15 protein-coding genes are annotated in these 23667 nt (G+C 46.2%); 13 read left to right on the top strand and 2 right to left on the bottom strand.

Annotated features, from left to right (window positions below; translation table 11 throughout):
- Window positions 1-249 precede the first annotated feature (249 nt).
- Complete coding sequence (locus BBD42_RS14660; protein ID WP_099518741.1) at window positions 250-7698, top strand: InlB B-repeat-containing protein; 7449 nt, start codon at window positions 250-252, stop codon at window positions 7696-7698.
- Between the two features lie 277 nt (window positions 7699-7975).
- Here the strand turns inward: BBD42_RS14660 and BBD42_RS14665 are convergent, their stop codons facing one another.
- Window positions 7976-8953 (bottom strand): tRNA dihydrouridine synthase, encoded by a 978-nt coding sequence (locus tag BBD42_RS14665; RefSeq protein ID WP_099518742.1) that lies wholly within the window; start codon window positions 8951-8953, stop codon window positions 7976-7978.
- A gap of 424 nt (window positions 8954-9377) precedes the next feature.
- Between BBD42_RS14665 and BBD42_RS14670 the strand changes: the two genes are divergently transcribed.
- The 12 genes from BBD42_RS14670 to BBD42_RS14725 all read left to right on the top strand — a co-directional run bounded on the left by BBD42_RS14670 (window position 9378) and on the right by BBD42_RS14725 (window position 22499).
- A complete protein-coding gene (locus tag BBD42_RS14670) occupies window positions 9378-10769 on the top strand; it encodes an MATE family efflux transporter (RefSeq protein WP_099518743.1) in 1392 nt (463 codons plus the stop codon).
- Between the two features lie 48 nt (window positions 10770-10817).
- Window positions 10818-11603: a DeoR/GlpR family DNA-binding transcription regulator gene (locus BBD42_RS14675; RefSeq protein ID WP_099518744.1), complete on the top strand. Its 786-nt coding sequence runs from the start codon at window positions 10818-10820 to the stop codon at window positions 11601-11603.
- 365 nt (window positions 11604-11968) lie between these two features.
- Window positions 11969-12943 carry a CehA/McbA family metallohydrolase gene (locus BBD42_RS14680; protein ID WP_099518745.1) on the top strand — a complete coding sequence of 325 codons (975 nt, stop codon included), beginning with the start codon at window positions 11969-11971 and terminating at the stop codon, window positions 12941-12943.
- 2 nt (window positions 12944-12945) lie between these two features.
- Window positions 12946-13908, top strand: a complete 963-nt coding sequence (locus BBD42_RS14685) for a CehA/McbA family metallohydrolase (protein ID WP_099518746.1) — start codon at window positions 12946-12948, stop codon at window positions 13906-13908.
- An 8-nt stretch (window positions 13909-13916) separates the two neighbouring features.
- A complete protein-coding gene (phnW, locus tag BBD42_RS14690) occupies window positions 13917-15026 on the top strand; it encodes a 2-aminoethylphosphonate--pyruvate transaminase (RefSeq protein ID WP_099518747.1) in 1110 nt (369 codons plus the stop codon).
- A complete protein-coding gene (gene phnX, locus BBD42_RS14695; RefSeq protein ID WP_099518748.1) occupies window positions 15016-15837 on the top strand; it encodes a phosphonoacetaldehyde hydrolase in 822 nt (273 codons plus the stop codon). The genes phnW and phnX overlap by 11 nt, the downstream gene beginning before the upstream one ends.
- A complete protein-coding gene (gene pbfA, locus BBD42_RS14700) occupies window positions 15818-17176 on the top strand; it encodes a (R)-1-hydroxy-2-aminoethylphosphonate ammonia-lyase (RefSeq protein WP_099518749.1) in 1359 nt (452 codons plus the stop codon). The genes phnX and pbfA overlap by 20 nt, the downstream gene beginning before the upstream one ends.
- 148 nt (window positions 17177-17324) lie before the next feature.
- Entirely contained in the window at window positions 17325-18704 is a 1380-nt protein-coding gene (locus BBD42_RS14705) for an extracellular solute-binding protein (protein WP_099518750.1), read from the top strand.
- 82 nt (window positions 18705-18786) lie between these two features.
- Window positions 18787-19725, top strand: coding sequence for a carbohydrate ABC transporter permease (locus tag BBD42_RS14710; RefSeq protein WP_099518751.1), 939 nt, complete (start codon window positions 18787-18789; stop codon window positions 19723-19725).
- Window positions 19726-19734: 9 nt separating this feature from the next.
- On the top strand, window positions 19735-20565 hold the full coding sequence (locus BBD42_RS14715) for a carbohydrate ABC transporter permease (RefSeq protein ID WP_099518752.1): 831 nt from the start codon (window positions 19735-19737) through the stop codon (window positions 20563-20565).
- Complete coding sequence (locus BBD42_RS14720) at window positions 20562-21677, top strand: ABC transporter ATP-binding protein (protein WP_099518753.1); 1116 nt, start codon at window positions 20562-20564, stop codon at window positions 21675-21677. The genes BBD42_RS14715 and BBD42_RS14720 overlap by 4 nt, the downstream gene beginning before the upstream one ends.
- Window positions 21678-21695: 18 nt before the next feature.
- The gene (locus BBD42_RS14725; RefSeq protein WP_099518754.1) at window positions 21696-22499 is read left to right on the top strand and encodes a histidinol-phosphatase HisJ family protein; all 804 of its coding nucleotides are present in this window, start codon (window positions 21696-21698) and stop codon (window positions 22497-22499) included.
- A gap of 22 nt (window positions 22500-22521) precedes the next feature.
- Here the strand turns inward: BBD42_RS14725 and BBD42_RS14730 are convergent, their stop codons facing one another.
- Window positions 22522-23574 (bottom strand): Gfo/Idh/MocA family protein, encoded by a 1053-nt coding sequence (locus BBD42_RS14730; protein WP_099518755.1) that lies wholly within the window; start codon window positions 23572-23574, stop codon window positions 22522-22524.
- Between the last annotated feature and the right edge of the window lie 93 nt (window positions 23575-23667).

Raw genomic sequence — 23667 nt, forward strand, 5'->3', positions numbered from 1 at the left:
GTTTTCTTTGTACTTCACTGATGATTCTATCAATCATGGTAGGATAAGAGGGAAAAAAAGATAGGATTTTCGCACTTACTGTCGTAATTTTAGTTGTTATGTAAGGAAGATAGGTATAACTGAAGGCGGGGGACGATGCATTTGTGATGACGAAGCGGTCAGTGGGATAGCGTATTTGAGCCTGATAATAAGCGTGCCAACAGGGCAACGAAAGAGATTCAAAACTACTAATAGAGAGGATAAAAAGGGATGAAACAAGTAATTAAACAGGCATGGAAATTAAAATCGCCTCTACTTGCATGGATGATTGCCATCAGCATGGTAATGAGCTTGTTGCCAGTGCCTCAGGTGGCAGCATCAGAACCCAGTGGTTTTCAAAATATGAATCGAACGATTGAATTTCAAGATGTTAGTTCAACGGATTGGTTCTACGATGAGGTAGTTTATGTCCAGCAGAATGGATTATTTAACGGAACGGGTGAGGATACTTTCTCGCCTAATGGAACGATGACTCGCGCCATGTATGTGACAGCACTAGGAAGAATGGCAGGTGTGGATATAAGGGAGTATCCTGTCTCGTCTTTTGCCGATGTGCAGACGGGTGTTTGGTATGCACCGTATGTGGAGTGGGCAGTTAAGACAGGGATTACTGTTGGTACGGGCAACCAGAGCTTTTCTGCAGATGCCACAATAACTAGGGAACAGATGGCGACGATGACTTTACGTTATTTTGAACACTATCAAATTCCCTATCAAACTAGTAATTTCATAACCACAGCACCAGCAGATCTTGCGAGTGCATCACCTTGGGCAGCCAATGCTATTGTAAAACTATGGCAAGCAGGCTTGTTCGTTGGTGATAAAAATAGTAACTTCAAACCGCATGCCCAAGCAACTCGTGCGGAAGCAGCTGCTACCTTCATGCGTAGTGACGCGATTGTGAAGGAGTGGCAAGGCCAAAATCAACCGACGACAACACCAGCACCAACATCTACACCAACACCTGAACCTAGCAGTAACAGTGGTGCTGGTGGAGGCAACAGCGGCAATAACAACGGTGGCAACGGCACTAAATATACGCTGACGTTCGAGAGCAACGGCGGATCAGCTGTAACAACCCTGACGGTACCGCAAGGGGAAGCGTTAAGTAAGTTACCTGTCCCGACAAAAGACGGATTCATTTTCCAAGGATGGTTTAGGGATAGTGATTTGTCACTTATCTTCGCGGAAGGCAGCAGCGTTACTGCTGATACGAAGTTGTATGCGAAGTATATTGATCAAGTGAGTAATGCTGTACAGAGTATTCCTAGTTATTCGGTAATGGATGTTGCGCCTGGTTTTACCATTACTGTAAACGATGCATCCGGTAACTTGACGGCAGAGGAAGTAAAGGCAGGAATGACATTTGTCGATACAGCGGACCCTGATTTTACGGGAATTAGCGTCATTGGTATGACGGGTACTTTCAATGTAGTGTCTGCTGCTGTAGACGGTAGATTTGAAGAAGGCCACACTTATCAACTTACCTTGACGAACGACAGCCTGTCCTTTCAAGGTCAAGACGCAACGACGAGAATCTATGTTTTTAGCGTTGCCAAGGAAGAAGTTATGAACATTCCGCTCAATCCGGGCATGATCTATTTGCCCTTCGCGGAAGTCAGAGATATGATGCTGGACGGCGCGGATGTAAGTTCACCCGTGATTCCGGTGGTCACAACGACGGTGGGCGGCAGCGAGACTGGTCTCGCTGCGGCGAATGCAAGCAGCGGAACGTTCACGTATACCGGAAGCGCCGCGATTCAAGTTGGCGATGTCGTCGCCATCTATGAAGGGGTTCAACCTAATCTGCGCACGGTAGACACAACCGGCGCCGACGACGGTGATGTTGCCTATGTACAGATCACAGCGATTAACAGTAATACCTACACCTATGACCACGCAGATTCCAAGCAAGTGTTGTTCAAGCCGGATGTTCTGCCTGTGAGCGTAGAGGCGGATCTCGATGAAGAACGGGATAACAACTCTATCACGATAGCGCACAGCGCGATGAACTACAGCGACAGCGAGTATGCGCCACTAGGTTTGAGTGAACTCACCACCGTTGATGTGGGCGATTTTATCGCTTTCTATGAGGGTGAATTAATTGAAGAAAGCTCCAAGGTAATCGCTTATGGGCGCATTACGTCGATTACGTCCGCGATGGAGAACGATATCATTACGTATACCGATGCCACAGAGGAAGATATCAAGCATGTCTTCGACATCTATCAGCAGCAAGCGATTGACGGCGACCTGCTGCTGTCGAAGGAGGATATCGCGAAGCTCGAGGATCAAATTGAGCAGCAAGCGATAGCCAGTGGATTCGTCGATCAAGCCGCGGACTATCTATCTACTCTGGCTATGGAGACGAATGCATTCAAGTCACAGAAGGAAGTGAGTATGCTATCGGCTTCAAATGACGTAGGCGAAGTTAGTGTGGAGAATCTGACCGTCAAAGCTTCACTTGGCACGACAGTGAAAAATATTGCCGGACAAAACTCCGGAGTAAGCGCTACGCTTCAAGTAGGAGCCGATATTGTCATTCGTATCCATGAAGAAAGCGACCTCGTCATCCATATGACCGGTACATTCCTTGAGGAGATTAGCTTGAATCTCGGCGTCAATGGGGAGACGGACTGGGGAGAGGCATGCTTGTGGCGTATCTGCATTCCTTACCCTGAGGATTACCGTGTCACCGTTAATCTGGATGCCTATACGTATACCGGGATCAACATGACGGCGAAGATCGCTACCGTCGAACACGATAAACTGGAAGATGCGCTGGATGACTGGGATAAAGCGAATACTGGTGGCGTGCTAGGCGACGTGCGAGACATCACGACAGAGATTCAAGCGTTAATGGAGGGTGTGCAAGATACCGGAGTAGACGCGTCGACGTTGCAGGAACAGTATAAAGAGATGATGGAGAACGAGACGGACTGGGTTCCATTAATTAAGGAGGAACTGTTCGAGGTGAGCAAGAACGTAGCTTATGGTATCATTGAAGTCAACTTTAAAGCAGAGTTCGTTGTCACCGGCAATGTTAACCTGACGTTAGGGCTTGATTTCAACTATACGACTGCCAAGCGCTACTCGGCTACCCTGTTCGTGCTTGGTCTCAGAGGCACGAGCAGTACCGTACCCTTGAAGGGTGACGGCAATTACCAGTTTACCTTCTATGTCATGGGGACGCTCGGATTGAAAGCGGGTATTAATCTGGAGCTTAAAGCGGGGGTTGGAAGTGTCGATCTGAATAGCATTGGGCTAACCGTAGAACCCGGGGCTTATGTGAATTTGTGGGGATTCTTCTATTCTCAGTTGAAGCAGCTGAACGGGGTGAAGTCCGCCCGATCTTTAGGCGCTATGTATGTAGAAATTGGCATCTATCTGGAGAGCGCAATTGGCGTCCAATTGGGTGATGGAATGCTCTCGGCTAGCGTGCCGGTGTACGAGAATAAATGGCCGCTGTACACGGGAGGGGCAGAGAAAAATGTTTTCGACTTCGCCTATCCGCAGGATGATAAGCTCGGAATTACATTAGCAGGAAAGGCGTCATCTCTCAATTTACCAACGAAGCTAGTAACGATGAGCTTATTCGATTTGAAAACAGGGGATATAAGTGAAGAGATGTATCTCGAACACGGTAAGTTTTCGATTGATCCTGCGAAATTCGATGTCCAGTTAGATAATCCGAACTTCTCCTATAACAAAGAACGCCGGGTGATAAGGGTAGTCGATACGAGTGTTCCAGTAAGCACGGGCAACTTAGTCATTACATGGAAGGACTCACCACTTACGTTCAATGCTGCACCGCTCAAGCGCACGATTCCGTTGACTTGGTTTGCCAGAGTAGGGGATTATACCCTGCAATTGGATCCACAGAATGGAGAAATGACCGAAGTTATCGCTGCCGCTTATAATGCGCCGCTTCGTGTAACAACTCCGATCAAACCGGGATACACCTTTGATGGATGGTACACGGAGGCTTCTGGTGGTCAGAAGATGACGATTCCAAGCCAAATGCCTGCAGAGGATCGCAATTTGTATGCGCACTGGATTGTGAATACGAATACACCTTATACCGTTGAGCATTATTTGATTGATCCGAATACAGGAACAGCGTCTTCGCCTGCTTATACGGAAACATTGACCGGGACTACTGATACAGAGATCAGGATGACAGCCGATAGGTTTAATGATCAAGGCTACAGGAATAGCACGGTAAGTGGGGTGTATATCAAGGGAGATGGTTCGACGGTCGCTAGATTATATTACACTCCAGCGAATCGTACGATGAGCTTCAACTTGGGCTACACAGGCCCCCAGATCTTCAAGGTAACGGAGCAATTCGGCAAGAACATTGCCGCACGTATACCATTAATACCGACGAGGCTCGGATATACGTTTGCCGGTTGGACACCAGAGGTTCCTAGAACTATGCCGACTTCAGATACAACCTATACCGCAAAGTGGATAGCAAGGGAGGATATATCTTACCAAGTCGTTCATCTACATCAAAATATTTCAAGTAATACTTATACGGTGGCAGATACAGAATCTTATCGCGGTACAACGGGCACCGAAGTGGATCTAATGACAATTCAGCCTAAGTCCTATGAAAACTTTACAGTTGATTACAGCAATCCGGGAACTGTGCTTAAAAGCAAAATAGCAGGCGACGGTACAACAACTCTGAAGGTATTTTACAAGCGCAGCAATTATAAGATGACGATTAATTACAATGGCGCAGGCATGGAGACTAGTGAAGTTGACGTACCATATGGAGCGACTACGTCGCTACGTTTAGGTAATCCGATTCGGGAGGGATATACATTCGCAGGATGGTTGCCTGCACCACCGCAAGCGATGCCTAATCATAATGTTGAAGTTACCGCACAATGGAAGCCTAACAGCTATACGGTAAGCTTCAATGTTAATGGCGCTTTACAGGAGGTTGCGGATCAGACATTGGGCTATGGTGATAAGGTGATTGAGCCTGCTGCACCTACGCGGGAAGATTATGTGTTCGGTGGCTGGTACAGAGACAGCACCCTTAAGAATGCGTATAATTTCGCTACAGCAGTGGTAACCGATAATATGACGTTGTATGCGAAATGGAATGAATTTAGTTATAAGGTTAGTTTCGACAGCAGTGGCGGCACAGCAGTGCCTGACCAGACGGTAAAAAAAGGAGCTGTGGCTAGCATACCTACAGACCCTACGCGGGCAGGTTATGAGTTCGCTGGCTGGTATAGAGATACCGAGCTAACGAACGCCTATGATTTCACGACAGCGGTGGTAACAGGTGATATTACGTTGTACGCGAAATGGAATGAAATTAGTTATACGGTTAGTTTTGACAGCAGTGGCGGCACATCTGTGCCTGACCAGACGGTAAGAAAAGGAGCTTTAGCTGTAGCACCTGAAAATCCAACGCAGGAAGGTTATGTGTTTGACGGTTGGTACCGTGATCATGCTCTAACGAGCGCGTACAACTTTATGACAGCGATCGTAACAGATGATATTACGTTGTATGCGAAATGGATTATGAAACAGCAAGATAGTTTAACGGTGACCTTCGACAGTAATGGCGGCACACCAGTGGCTGGACAAACGGTGCAAAAAGGATCAATTGTTGGAATACCTACAAGCCCAACGCGGGCAGGTTATTCGTTCGAGGCTTGGTACAGTGATAGCGCCCTAACGAACGCCTACAACTTCTCGACACGGGTGGACACGGGTGAACTTACGTTGTATGCGAAATGGTATAGACATAGTTATTCAGTAACTTTCAACCGGAATGGCGGTACAACAGTGCCTGGCCAGACTGTACTAGGGGGAGACATGGCTATAGAACCTGTTGGGTTTACACGGGAGGGTCATACGTTTGCTGGTTGGTACAGTGATAGCGCCCTAACGAACGCCTATAATTTCACGGATCCTGTGGTGAGAAATATAAGCTTGTACGCCAAATGGACGAGAAATTCCTATACGGTGAGCTTTGATAACAATGGCGGAGGGCAGATTAATAGTGTTAAAGTGAATCACGGCTCCACCATAGATATACCTGGCAATCCTGGGCGGGAAGGTTATGTGTTCGCCGGTTGGTATATTGATCCTGCGTTGACGGAGGCTTATAATTTCAAAACAACATATGTGAATAACGATTTTACGTTGTATGCGAAGTGGACGGTCAACTATACGGTGAGCTTCGAAACGAACGGCGGTTCGGCAGTGGCTAATCAGTCTATTGTACATGGTGAAACGGCTACGGTCCCGAATTCAAATAAAGATTCTTATGCGCTCGAGGGCTGGTACATCGACGCCGATCTGACTGAAGTATATGACTTCAAGACACCGGTGACGAATCATATCACATTGTATGCAAAGTGGATAACGGGTTCTTACTGGATCACTTTCGATAGTAACGGAGGATCGAGTGTAGGAGGGGAGAGAGTGCCAACGGGCGGCAAGATTTCGAAGCCTTCAGGTGTATATTATGCACCGAGATTGGAGGGTTATGTGCTCGCCGGTTGGTATAGCGATAGCAGCTTGACAAATCCTTACGACTTCGATACACCAGTGACAGCAGACATGACGCTATACGCCAAGTGGGTGCCTTCACCATGGGAAGCTATAGGCAGCCCAACAGGAGAATACTCTCCACGCTATGCAATAGATAGCAAAGGCAATATTTTTGTAACCTATCAGCAGGGAAGCTTTGTCATCGTGAAGAAGCTTGAGAATGGCGGATGGATAGAGATTGGCAGTAGTGGAGACAGTAATGTAACCATGGGTAGTCCAGATATTGCTATAGACAGCAATGACACTATTTACATTGCTTATTCACTTAAGGATGGGAATTACGTTGATTATTATACCGTTGTGAGAAAATTCGATGGATTCAATTGGGATACTATAGGCTCGCCTACTAATGGGCTTGTCAATAAGAAGAATCCAAAGATATCGCTCGACGGTGCTAACAATCCATATGTCGTATATACTTCTGCTGGCGATGAAAGTCGACTTCAAGGGGTGGTGAAATATGACGGCGCAAATTGGGTGAGCGTTAGTGGTGGTGTGGATCTATCGAAAGGTGCTTACTATCAGCCAGATATTACATTCGATAAAAACAATACCCCGTATTTGTTTTTCCAAAATTCTGAAAAAGCTGTGTTGAAGTATGAGGACGGTGCTTGGAAGGATATCATCATTGATAAGTCATCTGGGGGCGTAGGGGCGGGAAGCTCATCAGTAGCATTTGGCTTGAACAATGAGCTTTATTTCGCCTATAGCGGCAACAATGTAATTGGATTGGCACAATATACAGGACCTGACGGGGAACCTGTGGCCATAAGCCATTCTTTACAGACATCGAGTAGAGGATTGGGCATACCTATGGTAGTTGATAGCAACGGTACTCTGTATATTGCCTATAATGATTTAGCCAACGGCAACAGGCTGACCGTAATGAAATACGACGGCAGTTGGCATCCTGTGGGCGAAGCTGCTATCTCTGGGGATATGCCGGACTATTTACAGCTTATTATAGATAGCCAAGACAATATCTATGTGATGTATCAGGAAATCTCTAATCAAGGAGAAGTTAAAACGTTCGTGAAGAAGTATGAGCCGAGCTTGGATCTGGTCTCTCCGTAATCTTAGTTAGTACAGGGCAGTCTATTCCCACCGGAATAGGCTGCTTTTCTGTTAGTCCATTCAAGGCATTAGCTAGAAGATGTAAGTATTTGGTGAAAAAAATGATACGGTTCTGCCCCATGGGGCAATAATCCAAGAGTTTTTTATGTTTTAATTTCACTGAATTATGAGGAAGCCTCTGTTTCATTGTCTTAGTGGCATGTACCACAAAACACAAAAATAAGAGACCTTTTCTAAGTTCAATGAACTTTCGAGAGGTCTCTCATCACTTAATGGCTCAATCTAATTCTTGCTCTAAAACAGCTTTCACTAAAAGACGTACTTCATCTGTCGATTTTGTTTCCATTAATTGATTTCTCAGCTCGCCTGCGCCTCTAAAGCCGCGAACGTAGATTTTGAAAAAGCGAAGCAGCGGTTTAAAGGAGCGCGGCAGAATTTCCTGCGAATACTTATCGTGAAGATCCAACTGCAAAAGAAGCAATTGGAGAAACTCCTTCGGGCTATGTTCTTTAGGTTCTTTTTCAAACGCAAATGGATTGGTGAAAATGCCGCGGCCAATCATGACGCCATCAACGCCGTATTGCTCCACTAATTTTAATCCTGCTGCACGGTCCGGAATATCGCCATTAATCGTTAACAGCGTATTTGGAGCAATTTCATCGCGTAATTTTTTTATTTCAGGGATTAGTTCCCAGTGTGCAGGAACCTTGCTCATCTCTTTTTTAGTACGCAAGTGAATGGAGAGATTCGCAATATCTTGCTTCAATATATGTCCTAACCAATCGCGCCACTCGTCAATGTTATGGTAGCCTAATCTTGTTTTAACGCTAACCGGCAATCCGCCTGCTTTTGCGGCTTGAATAATTTCTGCTGCAACTTCAGGATGCTGGATTAATCCAGCGCCTTTTCCATTAGAAGCGACGTTTTGCACGGGGCATCCCATGTTTAAATCAATACCACGAAACCCAAGCTTTTTCATATCCATGCTCATCTGTTCAAAAAATTCTGGTTTATTGCCCCAAATATGAGCGACAATCGGCTGCTCATCTTCTGTGAACGTTAACCGGCCACGTACACTGTCTTTTCCTAAAGGGTGACAATAGCTTTCTGTATTTGTGAATTCCGTGAAAAATACGTCAGGCTTTGCAGCTTCACTAACGACGTGACGAAATACAACATCTGTGACATCTTCCATTGGCGCTAATATAAAAAATGGCTTTGGTAAGTCAAGCCAAAAGTTTTGTTCGTTACTCATAGTATCTCCTCTTGTTGCAATATATAAAAACGATATAAGTTATAGCCAAGTCCTTTACCCATCATTCATAATATCATTTTTTTTCGTTTGATGCACTGAATCGATTGCATCGCCTCCCATAAACAGCCGCTATTATTGTCAGTCACGTCTGCACCGTGTTGTGAGCCAGTCATTCAGCCTGCTTCCTCAAACAGGGAGGTAGGCTTTTTTATTTAATTGGTCTGAATGCAATGATAAAAATTTAAGTATTTGTAAAAGCTGTTTTCTCTTGCGATCTTGCATTGATTAATCGACAAACAATAGGTATGATAAATGAGGCAACAAAAAAGCAATTAAAACAACATGAAAGCTACGGTGTTTTAATTGAAAAAAAGTGAAAAGCATGCAAGGTATCGTACAATTTGAATGTGGATGAGGGATAGGCTTGGGGAAGCGTACGATCGGAAAGTCTGAATTTACCCGCGAGATGAAAGGATTAGTCGTTCCATCTGTGCTGCAAATGCTAGTTGCTAATTCGTTCTCATTAGTTAATATGCTGATGGTGACCAGCTTGGGAGATGGAGCAGTCGCGATTACGGCCGCAGCAGGCAGAATCAGCTTCATTTTATCAATGATTCTTACCGCCGTTTATGGAATGACTGCTTATATGACCCAGTACTATGGAAAACAGCAGTATACGCTTTTGCGAGCGACATTCGGCTTTATGCTGCTGACGGGTATCGGCATCAGTCTTCTGGCATTTGCTGCTGTGTCGATTTGGAAGGAGTCGATCCTCTTTCTATTTATTAAAGACGCTGAACTCATGCCGCTTGGCATTCAATACGTGACGATTATGGCGTTTGTTTTTCTAATCAGTGCAATTAGAGATGCTTATGCCCAGGCGCTTGGATCTATAGGGAAGGTTAAGATCACTTTGTATGTCGGTCTATGTGCGATGGCCGTCAATATTACGCTGGACTATGGGCTAATCTATGGCAGGCTCGGCTTGCCTAAGCTTGGTGTTGCCGGAGCTGCATGGGGAACGTTAATCGCTTCAGGTGCAAGTCTGCTGGTTTTGCTCGTTTTCATTTATAGTAAATCCTATTATGTAAACATTCGCGTCCGCGAGCTATTTAGCTTGCCTCTGCTGCTGCGCAAACAGGTATTGAAAACGATCACGCCGCTTGTGTTCCACGAAGGCATGTGGTCGATTGGCAATATGCTGTATGCCGTAGCTTTTGGAGCAATGGGCATCGCGGCATTGACTACATTTCAGCTGGGGAATACGCTGCAGGGCTATTTTATGATGGGAATTCACGGGTTTGCTTATGCAGCAAAGGTTATGATTGGACAAAAGCTGGGACAGGATGAGCCGGAGCAGGCGATGGATTATGCGCGCAGATTTACTCGCATTTCGGTCATTGCTGGTATAATCATAAGTGTTGTCATTATTATGGTTTCGCCGTTTGCAGCCTTGATTTTTCCTCACCTAAGCGCGGAGGTTCATGCATCATTAGGGAATGTGCTTCTGCTGCAAGCACTGGCAATGACTGCTTTTTTCTTGAATAATGTGTGGATTGTCGGTATGTTTAGAGCAGGCGGAGATAATTTGTTTACGATGAACATGATTTTAATTACAACATGGGCCATTGCCTTGCCGGCAGTATTTGTTGGCGTGTATCTGCTCCATCTGCCGCTTGAATGGGTCTATGCTTTATTTTTATGTGAAGAGATTAGCAAAGCTTTGATCGGGTATAAACGTTATCGTTCCCAGAAATGGATGCGGAATTTAGCTGGGCCTAGCCCGGAAGCGCCAGCAGCGGCGGCATCTTTGTAGGGTTCTGGGTGCGTGAGCATAGTAATGAAATAGAATGGAGGGTTTGTGATGTCTCTAGCAGGCGAAGAAAGAAAGCTAAGCATTATGAACTTGCTGAATGAGCATGGGAAGGTCATTGCGGGCGACCTGGCGCGCATGTTTGAGGTTACAACAGAAACGATTCGCAGAGATCTCGATGAGCTGGAGAAGGAAAATAAGCTTAAGAAGGTGTATGGTGGCGCAATCAAGCTCAAGGTAGAGATAGAGCCGACATTGTTTGAAAGAGCCTTCACTAATCAAGAGGCGAAGGAGAAAATTGGCTATCTTGCTTTTACTCTAATCGACGACCATGACATTATTTTTATTGATGAAGGCACAACACCGCTGCAGATTATCCCTTTTTTATCGCAAAAGAAGGAGGTTACTGTATTAACGAGCTCAATATCCGCCATGATGGCCTTGATTGAGCTTAAGAAACGAGAGCAATTTGATGGTCGCATTATTATGCTTGGCGGCGAGGTGAATGTAAAGCATTCCCGTGTCACGGGCGCTATTGCGGAAGCGAATATGTCGGATATTTTTGTGAATAAAGCATTTGTAACCGTAGATGCCTTATCGATCGAGCACGGATTTACGAGCTATGACTATGAGAAGGCAACGTTGACCCGCAAATGGATTCAGCAGTCGGAAACGTCGATCATTTTGGCAGATTCATCGAAATGGAACAAGCGGTCCATGGTGAAAATATGCGATTTTGAAAATGTCGATATCGTGATTTCGGAACTGGAGCCTCCGGCGGAATGGAAGACACAGTTGGAAGAGAAGAATACGAGATGGATGATGCCAACGGAATAGCAAAGCAGAAGAAAAGCATGAGTAAATTATGAGTAAATTATGAGTAAATTATAAGGTTTGCATCAATCAATTGAATGAAACGATCAAATGAAACGTTCGAATGAAATGAGCGAATCAGAAGGTCCCATGAGAGGGTCCAAACCGTCGTAAAAGCCAGCAGAGAAGCACAACTTCTCTGCTGGCTTTTTTTAATGTTGTTTGTTGTTGTGTCAAAATTGTAATCCCTATGTTAAATCTTTTGAATCGCATTGTATTGGTCATTTTTTCGCAGTAGAATGTTTAAAACAACATAAATAAAAATAAAAGCAATAAAAAGCAATTATTTGCTAAGCGAATGGATAACTAGGAAAACAGGAGTGATGACGATGAAGGACGCCGTGTATTTAGACAAAAGCAAAAGAAAGTACAAGGGGAATTTGCATACGCATACGACATGGTCAGATGGATCGCAGGAAGCGGAGGATGTTGTGGCTGCTTTCAAGGCTAAAGGCTATGACTTCATTAGCATAACCGATCATGATATTTACGCTCGAACGGCTGATTATGACACTGAATCCTTCGTCGTGCTGCCAGGCATGGAAAGAGGCGGCTTGAATTTAGTGCCGGACGAAGACCCAGGCTACCACTTTGGCGTGCTGGATGATCCGACGATGCGACCGGAGAAAGAGAGATTTCAGCATTTGCAAGCATTCGAGGTTCCCATTCCTTGGGAGGGGCCGCAATCCCCGCAGAAGCTGATTGATGAAATGAAGGCACATGGCAATCTCGTTATTTTCAATCACCCCGAATGGCATTTGACACGCTTCGAGGATATGGTGCAGTACGATGGATTTTTTGCAGTCGAAATTTATAATCATGCAACAGAATGGACACCAAGCTCTTCTTATGGGGCGGCCTACTGGGATCATGCGCTTCAAAATGGCAAGCGTGTGTTTGGCATCGCTGCTGATGACTCGCATGAGCATGACCAGGGCAGCAAAATATCTGAGTATGGTGGAGGCTGGGTATGTGTCGAGGCGGAGGAGCCTACGCAGCAAGGGATTATTACAGCCCTGAAGAACGGACAGTTTTATTCCAGCTCGGGTCCCGAAATTGTGGATTATCGTGTGGAAAATGGGGTTGTCCATGTGGAGTGCTCGCCCTGCCAGTATATTATGTTTAAAGCATTTCCGCTGCGCGGACCCTTTCTCGTGGAACGCGAGACGGGCGAGCTGATGTCCTCTGGAAGCATGAAGATTAAGCAGGGCATGCAATATATCCGGGTTGAGTGTGTGGACGAGAAGGGCAGAATAGCGTGGTCTAATCCAATCTTTGTGGCAGATTTGGCGGAGGGGAAATAGCGATGAGGGATGCTGTTATTTTAGATGCTGAGCGTCAAAAGTATAAAGGCAACATTCATGCGCACTCCGTTCGCAGTGACGGGGAATATACGATAGAGCAAATGAGAGAGGCTTATCGTTCAAAAGGCTATCATTTTATGTGCTTAAGCGACCATGAAATATATTTTCACAGCGATGCGTATGACACCGGGGATTTTATTATGCTGGACGGCTATGAAATGGCATGCGAGATGGATCGTGAAACGACTGGCCAGCAGTATCATCTGCATGGGCTACTGGATCGCTCGCTGCAGGCGGAGAAGCCCTTGCAGCATGATGAGGTGCATGCGAAGCCCGATTACGAGAACCTGGATACGATTCAGCAATTGATTGACGACATGAGGAGCAAAGGCAATTTCGTCATTATGAACCACCCAGAATGGTCGAAAAATCGGGAAGAGGATTTGCTTCAGCTGGAGGGTTATGCAGCGATCGAAATCTATAATCACCAATCGGAAATTCAAGAGGCGGTAGGCTACGGCATATCCTACTGGGACTATGTCCTAAAACGAGGCAAGCAGGTCAATGCCATTGCGGCAGACGATGCCCACGGCGGTCCGACGAATATGGCCGTTTCCGAATTTTATGGGGGCTGGATTGCCGTAGAGACCGAGCGATTAGAGCAGCAGGCGATTATTGAGGCGATGAAAGCAGGGCGTTATTACAGCTCCAATGGTCCGTCCATTTATGATCTTCGCATGGAGAACGACAGGCTTACGGTCAAATGCTCCCCCGTGCAAAGTATTCGCTTTATTACCTTTCCCCACAATGGCTTGGCTGAAATGGACCCAACTGGCGAATCCATCACCGAAGCGGAATATTTCATTCAAAATGATGAGCAATATGTGCGAGTGGAATGTGTAGATGCAGCGGGCAAAGTTGCGTGGAGCAATCCGATCTATCCCAAATCCGAGTGGCAAGTATAGGAGGAGCTATGAGCAATCCATATGTATTATTGACGCCGGGTCCCTTATCCACAACATTAACGGTCAAAGAGGCGATGTTAAAGGATTGGTGCACGTGGGATCATGACTATAAAGCCATTGTCCAGCAGATTCGCCAGCAGCTGCTAGAGATTGGCCGCGCATCTCAGGAGCACTATACGGCTCTGTTCATGCAGGGCAGCGGCACCTTTGGAGTTGAAGCGGCGCTTGGCTCTGTCATCCCGAATGATGGCAAGCTGCTAATTTTGCAAAATGGCGCCTACGGGAAGCGCATGGAGGATATAGCAAAGGTGCTGCATATTCCGCATGCATCCCTTGAGTTTGAGGCTAATGAGCAGATAGATCCTCAAGCCGTTGAGAGGAAGCTAATTGAGGATACAGCGATTACGCATGTCGCTATGGTCCATTGCGAGACGACGACCGGCATTTTGAATCCGCTGGAGGCGGTAATGGAGGTCATTAAGCGAAATCATCGAATCGCAATCATCGATGCCATGAGCAGCTTTGGCGGCATTCCGATTGGGGTAGAGGAGCTGAAAATCGACTTTATCATTAGCAGCGCAAATAAATGTATTCAAGGTGTTCCAGGCTTCAGCTTTATGCTTTGCAAAAGGGAGGAGCTTATGAAATGCAAAGGGAGAGCGCGCTCGTTATCGCTCGATTTATATGACCAGTGGGAGACGATGGAGAACGACTCCGGCAAATGGCGCTTTACTTCGCCAACGCATGTCGTACACGCATTTGCACAGGCACTAGAGGAGCTGGCTGAAGAAGGCGGTGTGGAAGCACGCCATGCAAGGTATTGTACCAACCAGCAAATCGTTGTAGAAGGGCTGGCGCTAGCTGGCTTTACGGCATACTTGCCGAGAGAGCTGCAATCTCCCATTATTACAACCTTCTTGTACCCGACGCATATCCCTTTTGAATTTGAACATTTTTATAGCTTTTTGAAGCTGGCTGGCCTTGTTATCTACCCTGGAAAACTGACAGACGCCCAAGTATTTCGAATCGGAAATATCGGGGACGTGCATGCCAAGGATATGGAGCATTTAAGTGAGCAAATATTACGTTATGTTGGAGAGGTCAATTATGAAAATTGAAGGCGTTATTTTAGATTGGGCCGGGACGACCATTGATTATGGCTGTTTTGCGCCCGTGCAGGTGTTTATGGATGTTTTTGAGGAGCTAGGCGTTCCAGTTACGATGGAAGAGGTTCGTGTTCCTATGGGGCAGCTCAAGCGGGATCATATTCAATCGCTGCTGCAAATGCCAAGAATAGAAGCTGCTTTTCAAGCGAAATTTGGACGCAGCTATACGGAGGCGGATATTGATGAGCTGCATGACCAGTTTGAGCCTAGATTGCTGGCTATCCTTTCGCAATACGGAAAACCAAACCCCTATGTTATAGAGACGATACGGCAGCTGAGACAGCAAGGCTTGAAAATCGGAGCGACTACAGGCTATACGTCTACCATGCTGTCCATTGTGGCGAAAGCAGCTAAGGAATACGGTTACGAACCTGATCATTGGGTAACACCCGATCTTGTGATGGACAAGGGCAGACCGTATCCCTATATGATTTATGAAAATATGAAGCAGCTTGGCCTTTGCCATCATGCGCAAGTCGTAAAGGTTGGCGATACGATTTCGGACATCCAAGAAGCGAATAGTGCTGGCGTATGGGCGATTGGCATTGTGAAGGGCAGCTCCATGCTGGGCTTTACGGAGGCAGAGGCGCAGCAGCTGACGCCAGAGGAAGAACGCTATATTATCGCTGCTGTGAGCAAGAGCTATATGGAAGCAGGAGCCCATGCCGTTATTGAGGACATGTCCGAGCTGCCAGCAATGATTGAGCAAATCAATGAACGTTTGATGAAGGAGGAGCTGCCTTATGCCAAACCGCATCAATAGCCGCATAGAAGGAGATATCAATGGAACGGATGCCCGTCAAGCTTGGCAGGATGAGCATCTAAGCAAAGAAACGCTTGCTGTACTCGAACAGGACAGCAAGCTTTTTCTTCATCAGTCTATGTCAACGCCATGCTTAAATGCCATCGTAAATGCAGAAGGCATTTACATTGAGGATCAGGACGGACGCAAGGTGATTGATTTTCATGGAAACAGCGTTCATCAGGTCGGCTACAAAAATGAGTATGTGATGAATGCCATCATGAAACAGATGCAGCAGCTGCCGTTTCTGCCGCGCCGATATACGAGCCAGGTTGCTATTCAACTGGCCCAGAAGCTAGTCCAGCTTGCGCCGGGAGATTTGAACAAGGTGCTGTTTACGCCAGGCGGCACTAGCGCAATTGGAATAGCGCTAAAGCTAGCCCGCAGGGCAACTGGCAAGCACAAAACGATATCGACCTGGGATTCCTTTCATGGCGCAAGCTTGGATGCGATATCCATTGGCGGCGAAGCTGTATTCAGAAGCGGGATCGGACCGTTAATGTCTGGTACGGAGCATATGATGCCCTACAACAGCTATCGTTCGATCTTTGGAGATGGAGAAGCCGCAGCAGCCAAAAATCTCGATTACTTAAGCTATATGCTGGAGCGGGAGGACGACGTGTGCGCGGTCATTCTAGAGCCGATTCGCAGCACGGATGTACAAATTCCTACCATTGCCTATATGCAGCGGCTGCGTCAAATTTGCGATGATTATGGCGTGCTGCTCATTCTGGATGAAATACCGACGGCATTAGGCCGTACGGGCAAAATGTTCGTTCACGAGCATTATGAGATTGTCCCGGATATCGTTGTTATTGGCAAAGGCTTAGGTGGCGGCATTTTTCCGATGGCAGGCATTATTGCGAGAGAGCATCTAGATATTGCTGGCGATATTTCACTCGGTCATTATACGCATGAGAAAAGCGCTGTAGGCTGTGCGGCAGCTTTGGCTACCATTGAATACATCGAACAGGAAAACCTGCTGGAGCACGCGCAAAAGATGGAGCAGTGGCTGACGCTGCAGCTTCAGGAGCTGCAGAGGAAGTATACCGTAATCGGCGATGTACGGGTAAAAGGCATGCTGGCGGCAATTGAGCTTGTATCTGATCGCGAGACGAAAGAAAAGGAAGTTGCAGGTGCCGAAAAGGTTCTCTATGAGTGCTTGTCCCGCGGATTAAGCTTCAAGGTGTCTGGAGGAAATGTCATTACGCTTGTTCCGCCATTAATGACAACCCTTCCACAAATGGAAGTAGCAATCACGATTTTGGATCAAGCACTTGAACAAGTGTTCACCAAATAAAACAGATCAATCATCTTGAAAACAACAACATTGCAATTAAAAGAATAAAAAAACAATTTATTAATGTGTAATTGACACAGGTTTTACAATTCTCCTTTATAGTTTAGTTAAGCCAGTGATAACTGGATAACGAGGAGGGTTTAAAAGCATGAAGAGGCTTGCACTTGGATTGGTTAGTGTAATGGCTAGTACCGCATTGTTAGCTGGATGTGGGACAGGCTCAAACTCTGGCGCTGCTGCAAATAGCGGTACAGAGACTTCCAGCAATGGGGCGAAAATGAAAGAGGTCGTGATTTCCGTACGCGAGAACACATGGGGAGCACGGAAGGACAATTTTGTAGAAGCAGAAAAGCGTTTGAATGAACAATTGAAGCCGGAAAACGTGCAGGTGAAAATAGATTGGTGGCCTGGTATTGGCGATGATGAGCTGATTTTGCAGGCACAAGCGAATAAGGTAGCAGATGTATTTATTAACTCCAGCGTGGATATTGGCTGGCAGCTGAACGCCGGGCTCATTCGTGATGTGGACTGGGTTGGAACGTCAGACGTGTTCAAAAATATGCCGGAGTCCTACAACAACATTATGAAATACGAGGACCATTACTACGGCGTCATTCAAGATATGGATGCTTCTCCCGTATTCATTAGCCGCAAAGCGCTGGAAGGCTTAGGCTGGACAACGACGCAAATCGATGAGCTGAAGGCTCGCGTTGATGCTGGAGCCTTCACATTCAGTGAGCTTGTGGATCTTGCAGATGCGGCTGTTAAGCAAAAGCTGGTTAAAGTGGGCTTTGGCGTTGAGGATACAAGGTTTGAAGGCTGGAATTATACATTCGGCAACTTTAATTATAGTGCGGAACAGAACAAGATGGTACTGTCGAAAAATACGCAGAAGGTTTATGAGTTTTGGCAAGATGCTAAGCAGCGCGGCGTCGTTACGGAGGGAATTGCCGAGATTGATACGGACAAGGCTGCCGAGCTGTTCATTAAAGGCGAATTGTTTGCCGAATTTGCCCGTACTGAATTTTATCAAGTGATGCGTACACAACTTGGCATGGAAGAGGACTTGGCTGGCTATGAAGCATGGTTTAAGGAAAATGCGATCTGGATTCCGGTTCCGTCGGTCGAGCAGGGAGGAAAGCCTGTATCCTACAGCAACCCTGCGATGATCTATGTGGGACCTACTGTGGATGATGAGAAGATGCCTTATGTTCAAAAATTGATTGAGCATGTGCTGGATCCGGACCTGCAGGTTAATCATACGCTTAAGAGCGGCAAGCTGCCGGTAACAGCGGCAGCGCAGGAGGATGCCCGCTTCCAGCAAATGAGCTTCTATAAAGATCATGCTTATTTAATCGAATTTACGAAAACGCGTCCAGCCCAAATGGATTATGCGGTCTATATGAAATCCTTTACGCTTGGCATTGATGCCATTCTGACGAAAGGGCAAACCGCCGCACAGGCCTTTGAATTATTCCAAAAGGATGTAAAGCAAAACGTGCCAGCGGACAGTCTCATTGTAGAATAACGATGATACAAGGAAAGGTGCTCTGATTATAAGAGCACCTTTCCATCTATTTTGCTTATAGGAAGCAGGTGCAGATCTCATTATGGAGATCCCGGTAACTTCAGCCAAGACAGCTTACAAGAAACCTTTTGCCAAGAAAGTGTACCCCTATTTATTCATTATGCCCTTTGCCCTTCTGGTGCTGGTCTTTTTTATTCTTCCGGCTATTGCGACCATTATAATGTCCTTCACCGATTTAAATGCATCGATGAAAATCAACTTTGTTGGCTTCGATAATTTCAAGCGCATATTTTCCGATTACAGCATGCCGCAAATTTTATGGAACACCGTTATATTTGCTGTGATTACGCTCGTGTTCTCTTTGATTTTTGGTTTGTTTATATCGATCGCCACCCAGTACTTCTTAAAGGGCAAATTGACGGCAGTCATTTATCGTGTCCTATGGTTAATTCCGAGCAGCATTCCTGCAGTTGTATATGTAACGTTCTGGAAATATTTATTTGATCCGACGGAGGGCGGGCTGATCAATAAATTTCTGCTCTTATTCCAGCCAGACAGCGATCCCGTCTCTTGGTTTACGAAAATCGCGATGGCCATTGTAATCATTGCTACAATTGTATCTACAACTTCAGGAGGCATGATTTTATTATCTGCTGCAATCAGCTCGATACCTGAAGATTTGTATAAGGCTGCGAAAGTAGATGGAGCAAGTGAAAAATCGGTCATCACTAAAATCATCCTTCCATCTTTAAAATGGCCGTTAATGTATATTACGATATCCGATCTTATTGGCTTTGTGTCCTCCTATTTCTTCATCCTGCTGCTGACGAATGGCGGACCTATGCGCGACACGACGACGTTATCTTTATATGCGTACCAGCAGGCCTTTCATTTAAAATATTATGGCTACGGCGCCGCTCTTTCGCTTTTGGTTGTGCTGATCTCGCTTATTTTGACCTTATGGCTGCTGAGGCTGTTCGATTTCGATGAAATGATAAAGCCATCACGGATTGAAGATTAGGAGGCAAATATGTCGACAACGATAGTAAAAAGGCTGCTCGTGCACACGTATCTGCTGCTCTTCACGATGCCTATTATCGGCATGATTATATGGTATTTTCTTGCAGCCACCTTTAATGGCACGACAGGCCAATTTTCGCTTGAAAACTTCAATTTTGTTAAGGAGCCAGTCGAGTATGCGGGCGTTCGTCTTCCGGCGATTTGGCCCATTGTTCTAAATACATTAGTCTATTCATTTCTTATTGTATTGATTGAAATCGGCATCGCTGTTCCTGCTGCGTATGCGTTCTCTCGGCTCGATTTTAAAGGAAAGCTGGCCGCCATGAAGTTTCTGTTTCTTATGCGCTCCTTTCCGGGCATCACGCTCATTATCGCTACGTTTTTCATATTGGTTCAAATGGGTCTGGTAAATACGTACTTAGGCGTTATCCTCGTTGCTATAACGGGCTCCTTGCCAGGCAGAGTGTATATTATGAAAGGTTTCTTCGACGAGGTGCCGTGGGATTTGGAATGGGCGGCGATGGTAGATGGCTGCTCAAGATTTCGAGCGCTTATGAAGGTACTCGTTCCCTACGTCTTGCCGGGCATCGGGGCAATTGCTGTTTTTGCCTTTTTAGGCGCCTATGGCGAATGGTTTCTGTTCAAGCTGTTTATATTCGATGACAATATGCTGACGCTCGCTGGCTATCTGTCGCGGCTCGTAACGAAGGAAAATGTCATTATGAACTATGGATTGATTACTGCGATTGGTTTGTTTTATACAATTCCGCTAATCGTGTTTTATATTTTTACCCAGAAAATATTCCTGAAGGTGAATTTGGGAGGAGCAAAGCAGGTATGATTTCTCTTGTAAATATTGTGAAAAACTATGATGGCAAGCAAAATGGAGGCCGAGCGGTTGACGGATTGAATCTCGAAATCGCAAAGGGCGAATTTGTCGCGCTGCTAGGCCCTTCAGGCTGTGGAAAGACGACTACGCTAATGATGCTGGCAGGGCTGCTCAAGCCAACCTCCGGAGAAATTTATTTTAAGGATAAGCTGGTCAATCATGTGGAGCCGAAGGATCGAAATATCGGAATGGTGTTCCAATCCTATGCGCTGTATCCTCATTTGACGGTTCGAGACAATATTGCGTTTCCGCTTCGCGAGCGAAAAATGGCTAAGAAGGACGCCTACGAGCGTGCTTTACAGACGAGCAAAATATTGCAAATCGATCATCTGCTCGATCGCAAGCCGTCGCAGCTGTCAGGCGGACAGCAGCAGCGTGTCGCCATGGCGCGCGCGTTATCCAAGGACCCGGAAATTTTGCTGCTGGATGAGCCCATGTCCAATTTGGATGCCCGGTTAAAGCTGGATGTACGGGATGAAATTCGAAAAATCCAGCGCAAATTAGGCGTAACGACTATTATTGTCACGCATGACCAAGAGGAAGCTTTGGCCATCTCTGATCGGGTAGCCATTCTAAATGGCGGAAAAATTCAGCAATATGCCCCTCCAAGCGAGCTATTCAATCATCCATATAACCTGTTCGTCGCAAGCTTTCTAGGCAATCCGCCTATGAATTTGATTGAGGGCATAGTGGAGCAAAGAGAGGATCGGCAGTGGGTAAAGACAGAGCTGTTCGAGCTGGAGATCCCTCAGTCGCGCAGGCTGGAGGAGCAGCACATAGGAAAGGCGGTCAAGCTGGGCATACGTCCGCATGATCTGTACATTCCCGAGCAGCCAAGTGAGACATCGATTAATCTCGAAATTGATCTGATTGAGCATCTAGGCAGCGGGCAGCTCGTTAAAATGACGGATCGGGCTGGACAGTCCGATATGATGATTCGCCTGCTGACCGATAACGAGAAGCGGTTAAAGGAGCGGGAGACGGTCTCGATTGATATCAGGCCGGATAAAATCCATTTGTTCGATATGACAGATGAAGGGCGCAATTTATTGCAGTTTCAGTAGAATGAGAAGGAGAAAAGGATGACAATACCTAATCTTTTAATCGATCAGCATGTGCATTCCTCCTATTCGCCAGACTCCAGCTCAAAGCTGGAGGAGCTAGTGCGATATTCGCTTGCGCTGGGAAAGCCGGCTGTCGTAACGACAGACCATTTAGAGTATGATTGCAAATATTTCAAACAAAATGTTCTCATTGATTGGAAGAGCTACAAGCAAGAAGCGGAAGAGCTGGCGCAGCGCTATAAGATGGAAATTCGCAAAGGCATTGAGGTCGGCTATCGGAGCGATTATAAAGACGTCATAAACGGCTATTTGGCTCAGCAGCCGTTTGATGTCATTCTGCTTTCGGCGCATAACGATGGCACCCTCGATTTTTCCGAAAAAGCCTATCATGATCTGCCGATTCAGCAAAGGCTTAAGCATTATTTTAGGCATGTAAGAGAGGCTGTCGACCAGATGGACAATTTTGATATCGTTGCCCATTTGGATTATGTCGCGAGATATACGACCTATCCGGTTGAGGAACAAGATATAGCGGCTTGCAAGCCTATTTTGTATGATATTTTAAAGCTGATTATTGAAAAGCAAAAGGTGCTGGAGCTGAACACAACCGGACTATATCGCCAAGGCTGGATTCATCCGCATCCTTATATTCTGGGCATGTATGTGGAAATGGGAGGCAGAGCGGTGTCCATTGGCTCAGATGCCCATCAGGTAGGGCATTTAGAGCAAGGCTTCGCAGAAGCGATAGAGCTGCTGCAAAGCCTGGGCCTTCGAGAGGTTGTGCAATTTAAGGGGAGAGTGCCATATACGGTGTCTATTTAGCTTCTGAAAATGAACAAGCTGGCTACAGCACATTTACTGCAAGGCCGGTAGCAATTGACTCATCTATAGCAAGGGATAGACGAACATCAATTAAAGCCTCGGATAGTGAATAAAAGCTTTCTCCGCTTGCTATATATGCCGTCATGCGTGTCAAAACTTCGGCTATCGCAATTTCCTCATCAGATAGCTGGGCAGGATGGTACGGATTGCGAAAAACGCACTCTGATCCTGCCCGCAATTCCCGAAGCGAAAGCGGAGCAAGGCTGCCCTCCAAGCCGTCTTGCATTCTTCTAATCGTTACGTCTTCATAGTTGTTGGCACCTAAACTCCGGGTTACCTCATTATCCCGGATTTCCCCTTTAGAGCCGCGTATTAGAATGCGATTGTGTCGTATTGGCGAAAAATATTGAGAGCGTGCGAAATCAAGAACGGCACTTTTACCATCTCCAAAAGTTATAATGGAAATATCCTGAATTTCGGTCTCCAGCCGGTCTTGCGCAGCTCGTCCTCGATGAGGGACTTCTTGAATAGGAAGTTCAAAACGCCGCGAAACGATTTGGCAGCTGGAATCCGTGACAGAGAGCCACTGTCTAATTAAACTAATGCCATGATAACCATGTGCCGCCGATACTTGTACGTGGCGTACTTCTCCCAGGCTTCCCGATTGAATCATGGCGGTTCTGGCTTGATGATGCGGCTGCAAAAGGTATTGCTCGGCAATTTGAATACGGGCGCCGGATTGGATGAGCGAGGAAACGAGCTGATAGCCATCTTCGTTGAAAGCAGGAGGCGTTTCGGCCAGCAGCGGAATGTCTAGTAACGCCGCTTCCTTCAGGACGTGGGGCATAGAAGTTTTTGAGACGGCTGCAACAAGAAATTCACAATGCTTGGCCAGCTCCTGCGGCGTTGAATAAAGGGTCACGCCCCATTGATCTGAAGCATGCTCATATTTTGCCGAATCTCTGACCACGATGCCGACTATTTGAAATAAATGCGGCAGCTGCTTGGCAATCCGCAAATACGCTTCCGCTCTCCAGCCAAATCCGATGATGCCGAAAGGTACAGGTTTTAGCATGATTTATCTCCTTTGTGGTAGCTTTAAATTCAAGTGTCCCTATTGGACGTTCATTTACTTATCCAAGTTACAATGTTATATTATTAGCAACAG

Origin of the sequence: Paenibacillus sp. BIHB 4019, from assembly GCF_002741035.1 — a bacterium.
Lineage (GTDB): Bacteria > Bacillota > Bacilli > Paenibacillales > Paenibacillaceae > Pristimantibacillus.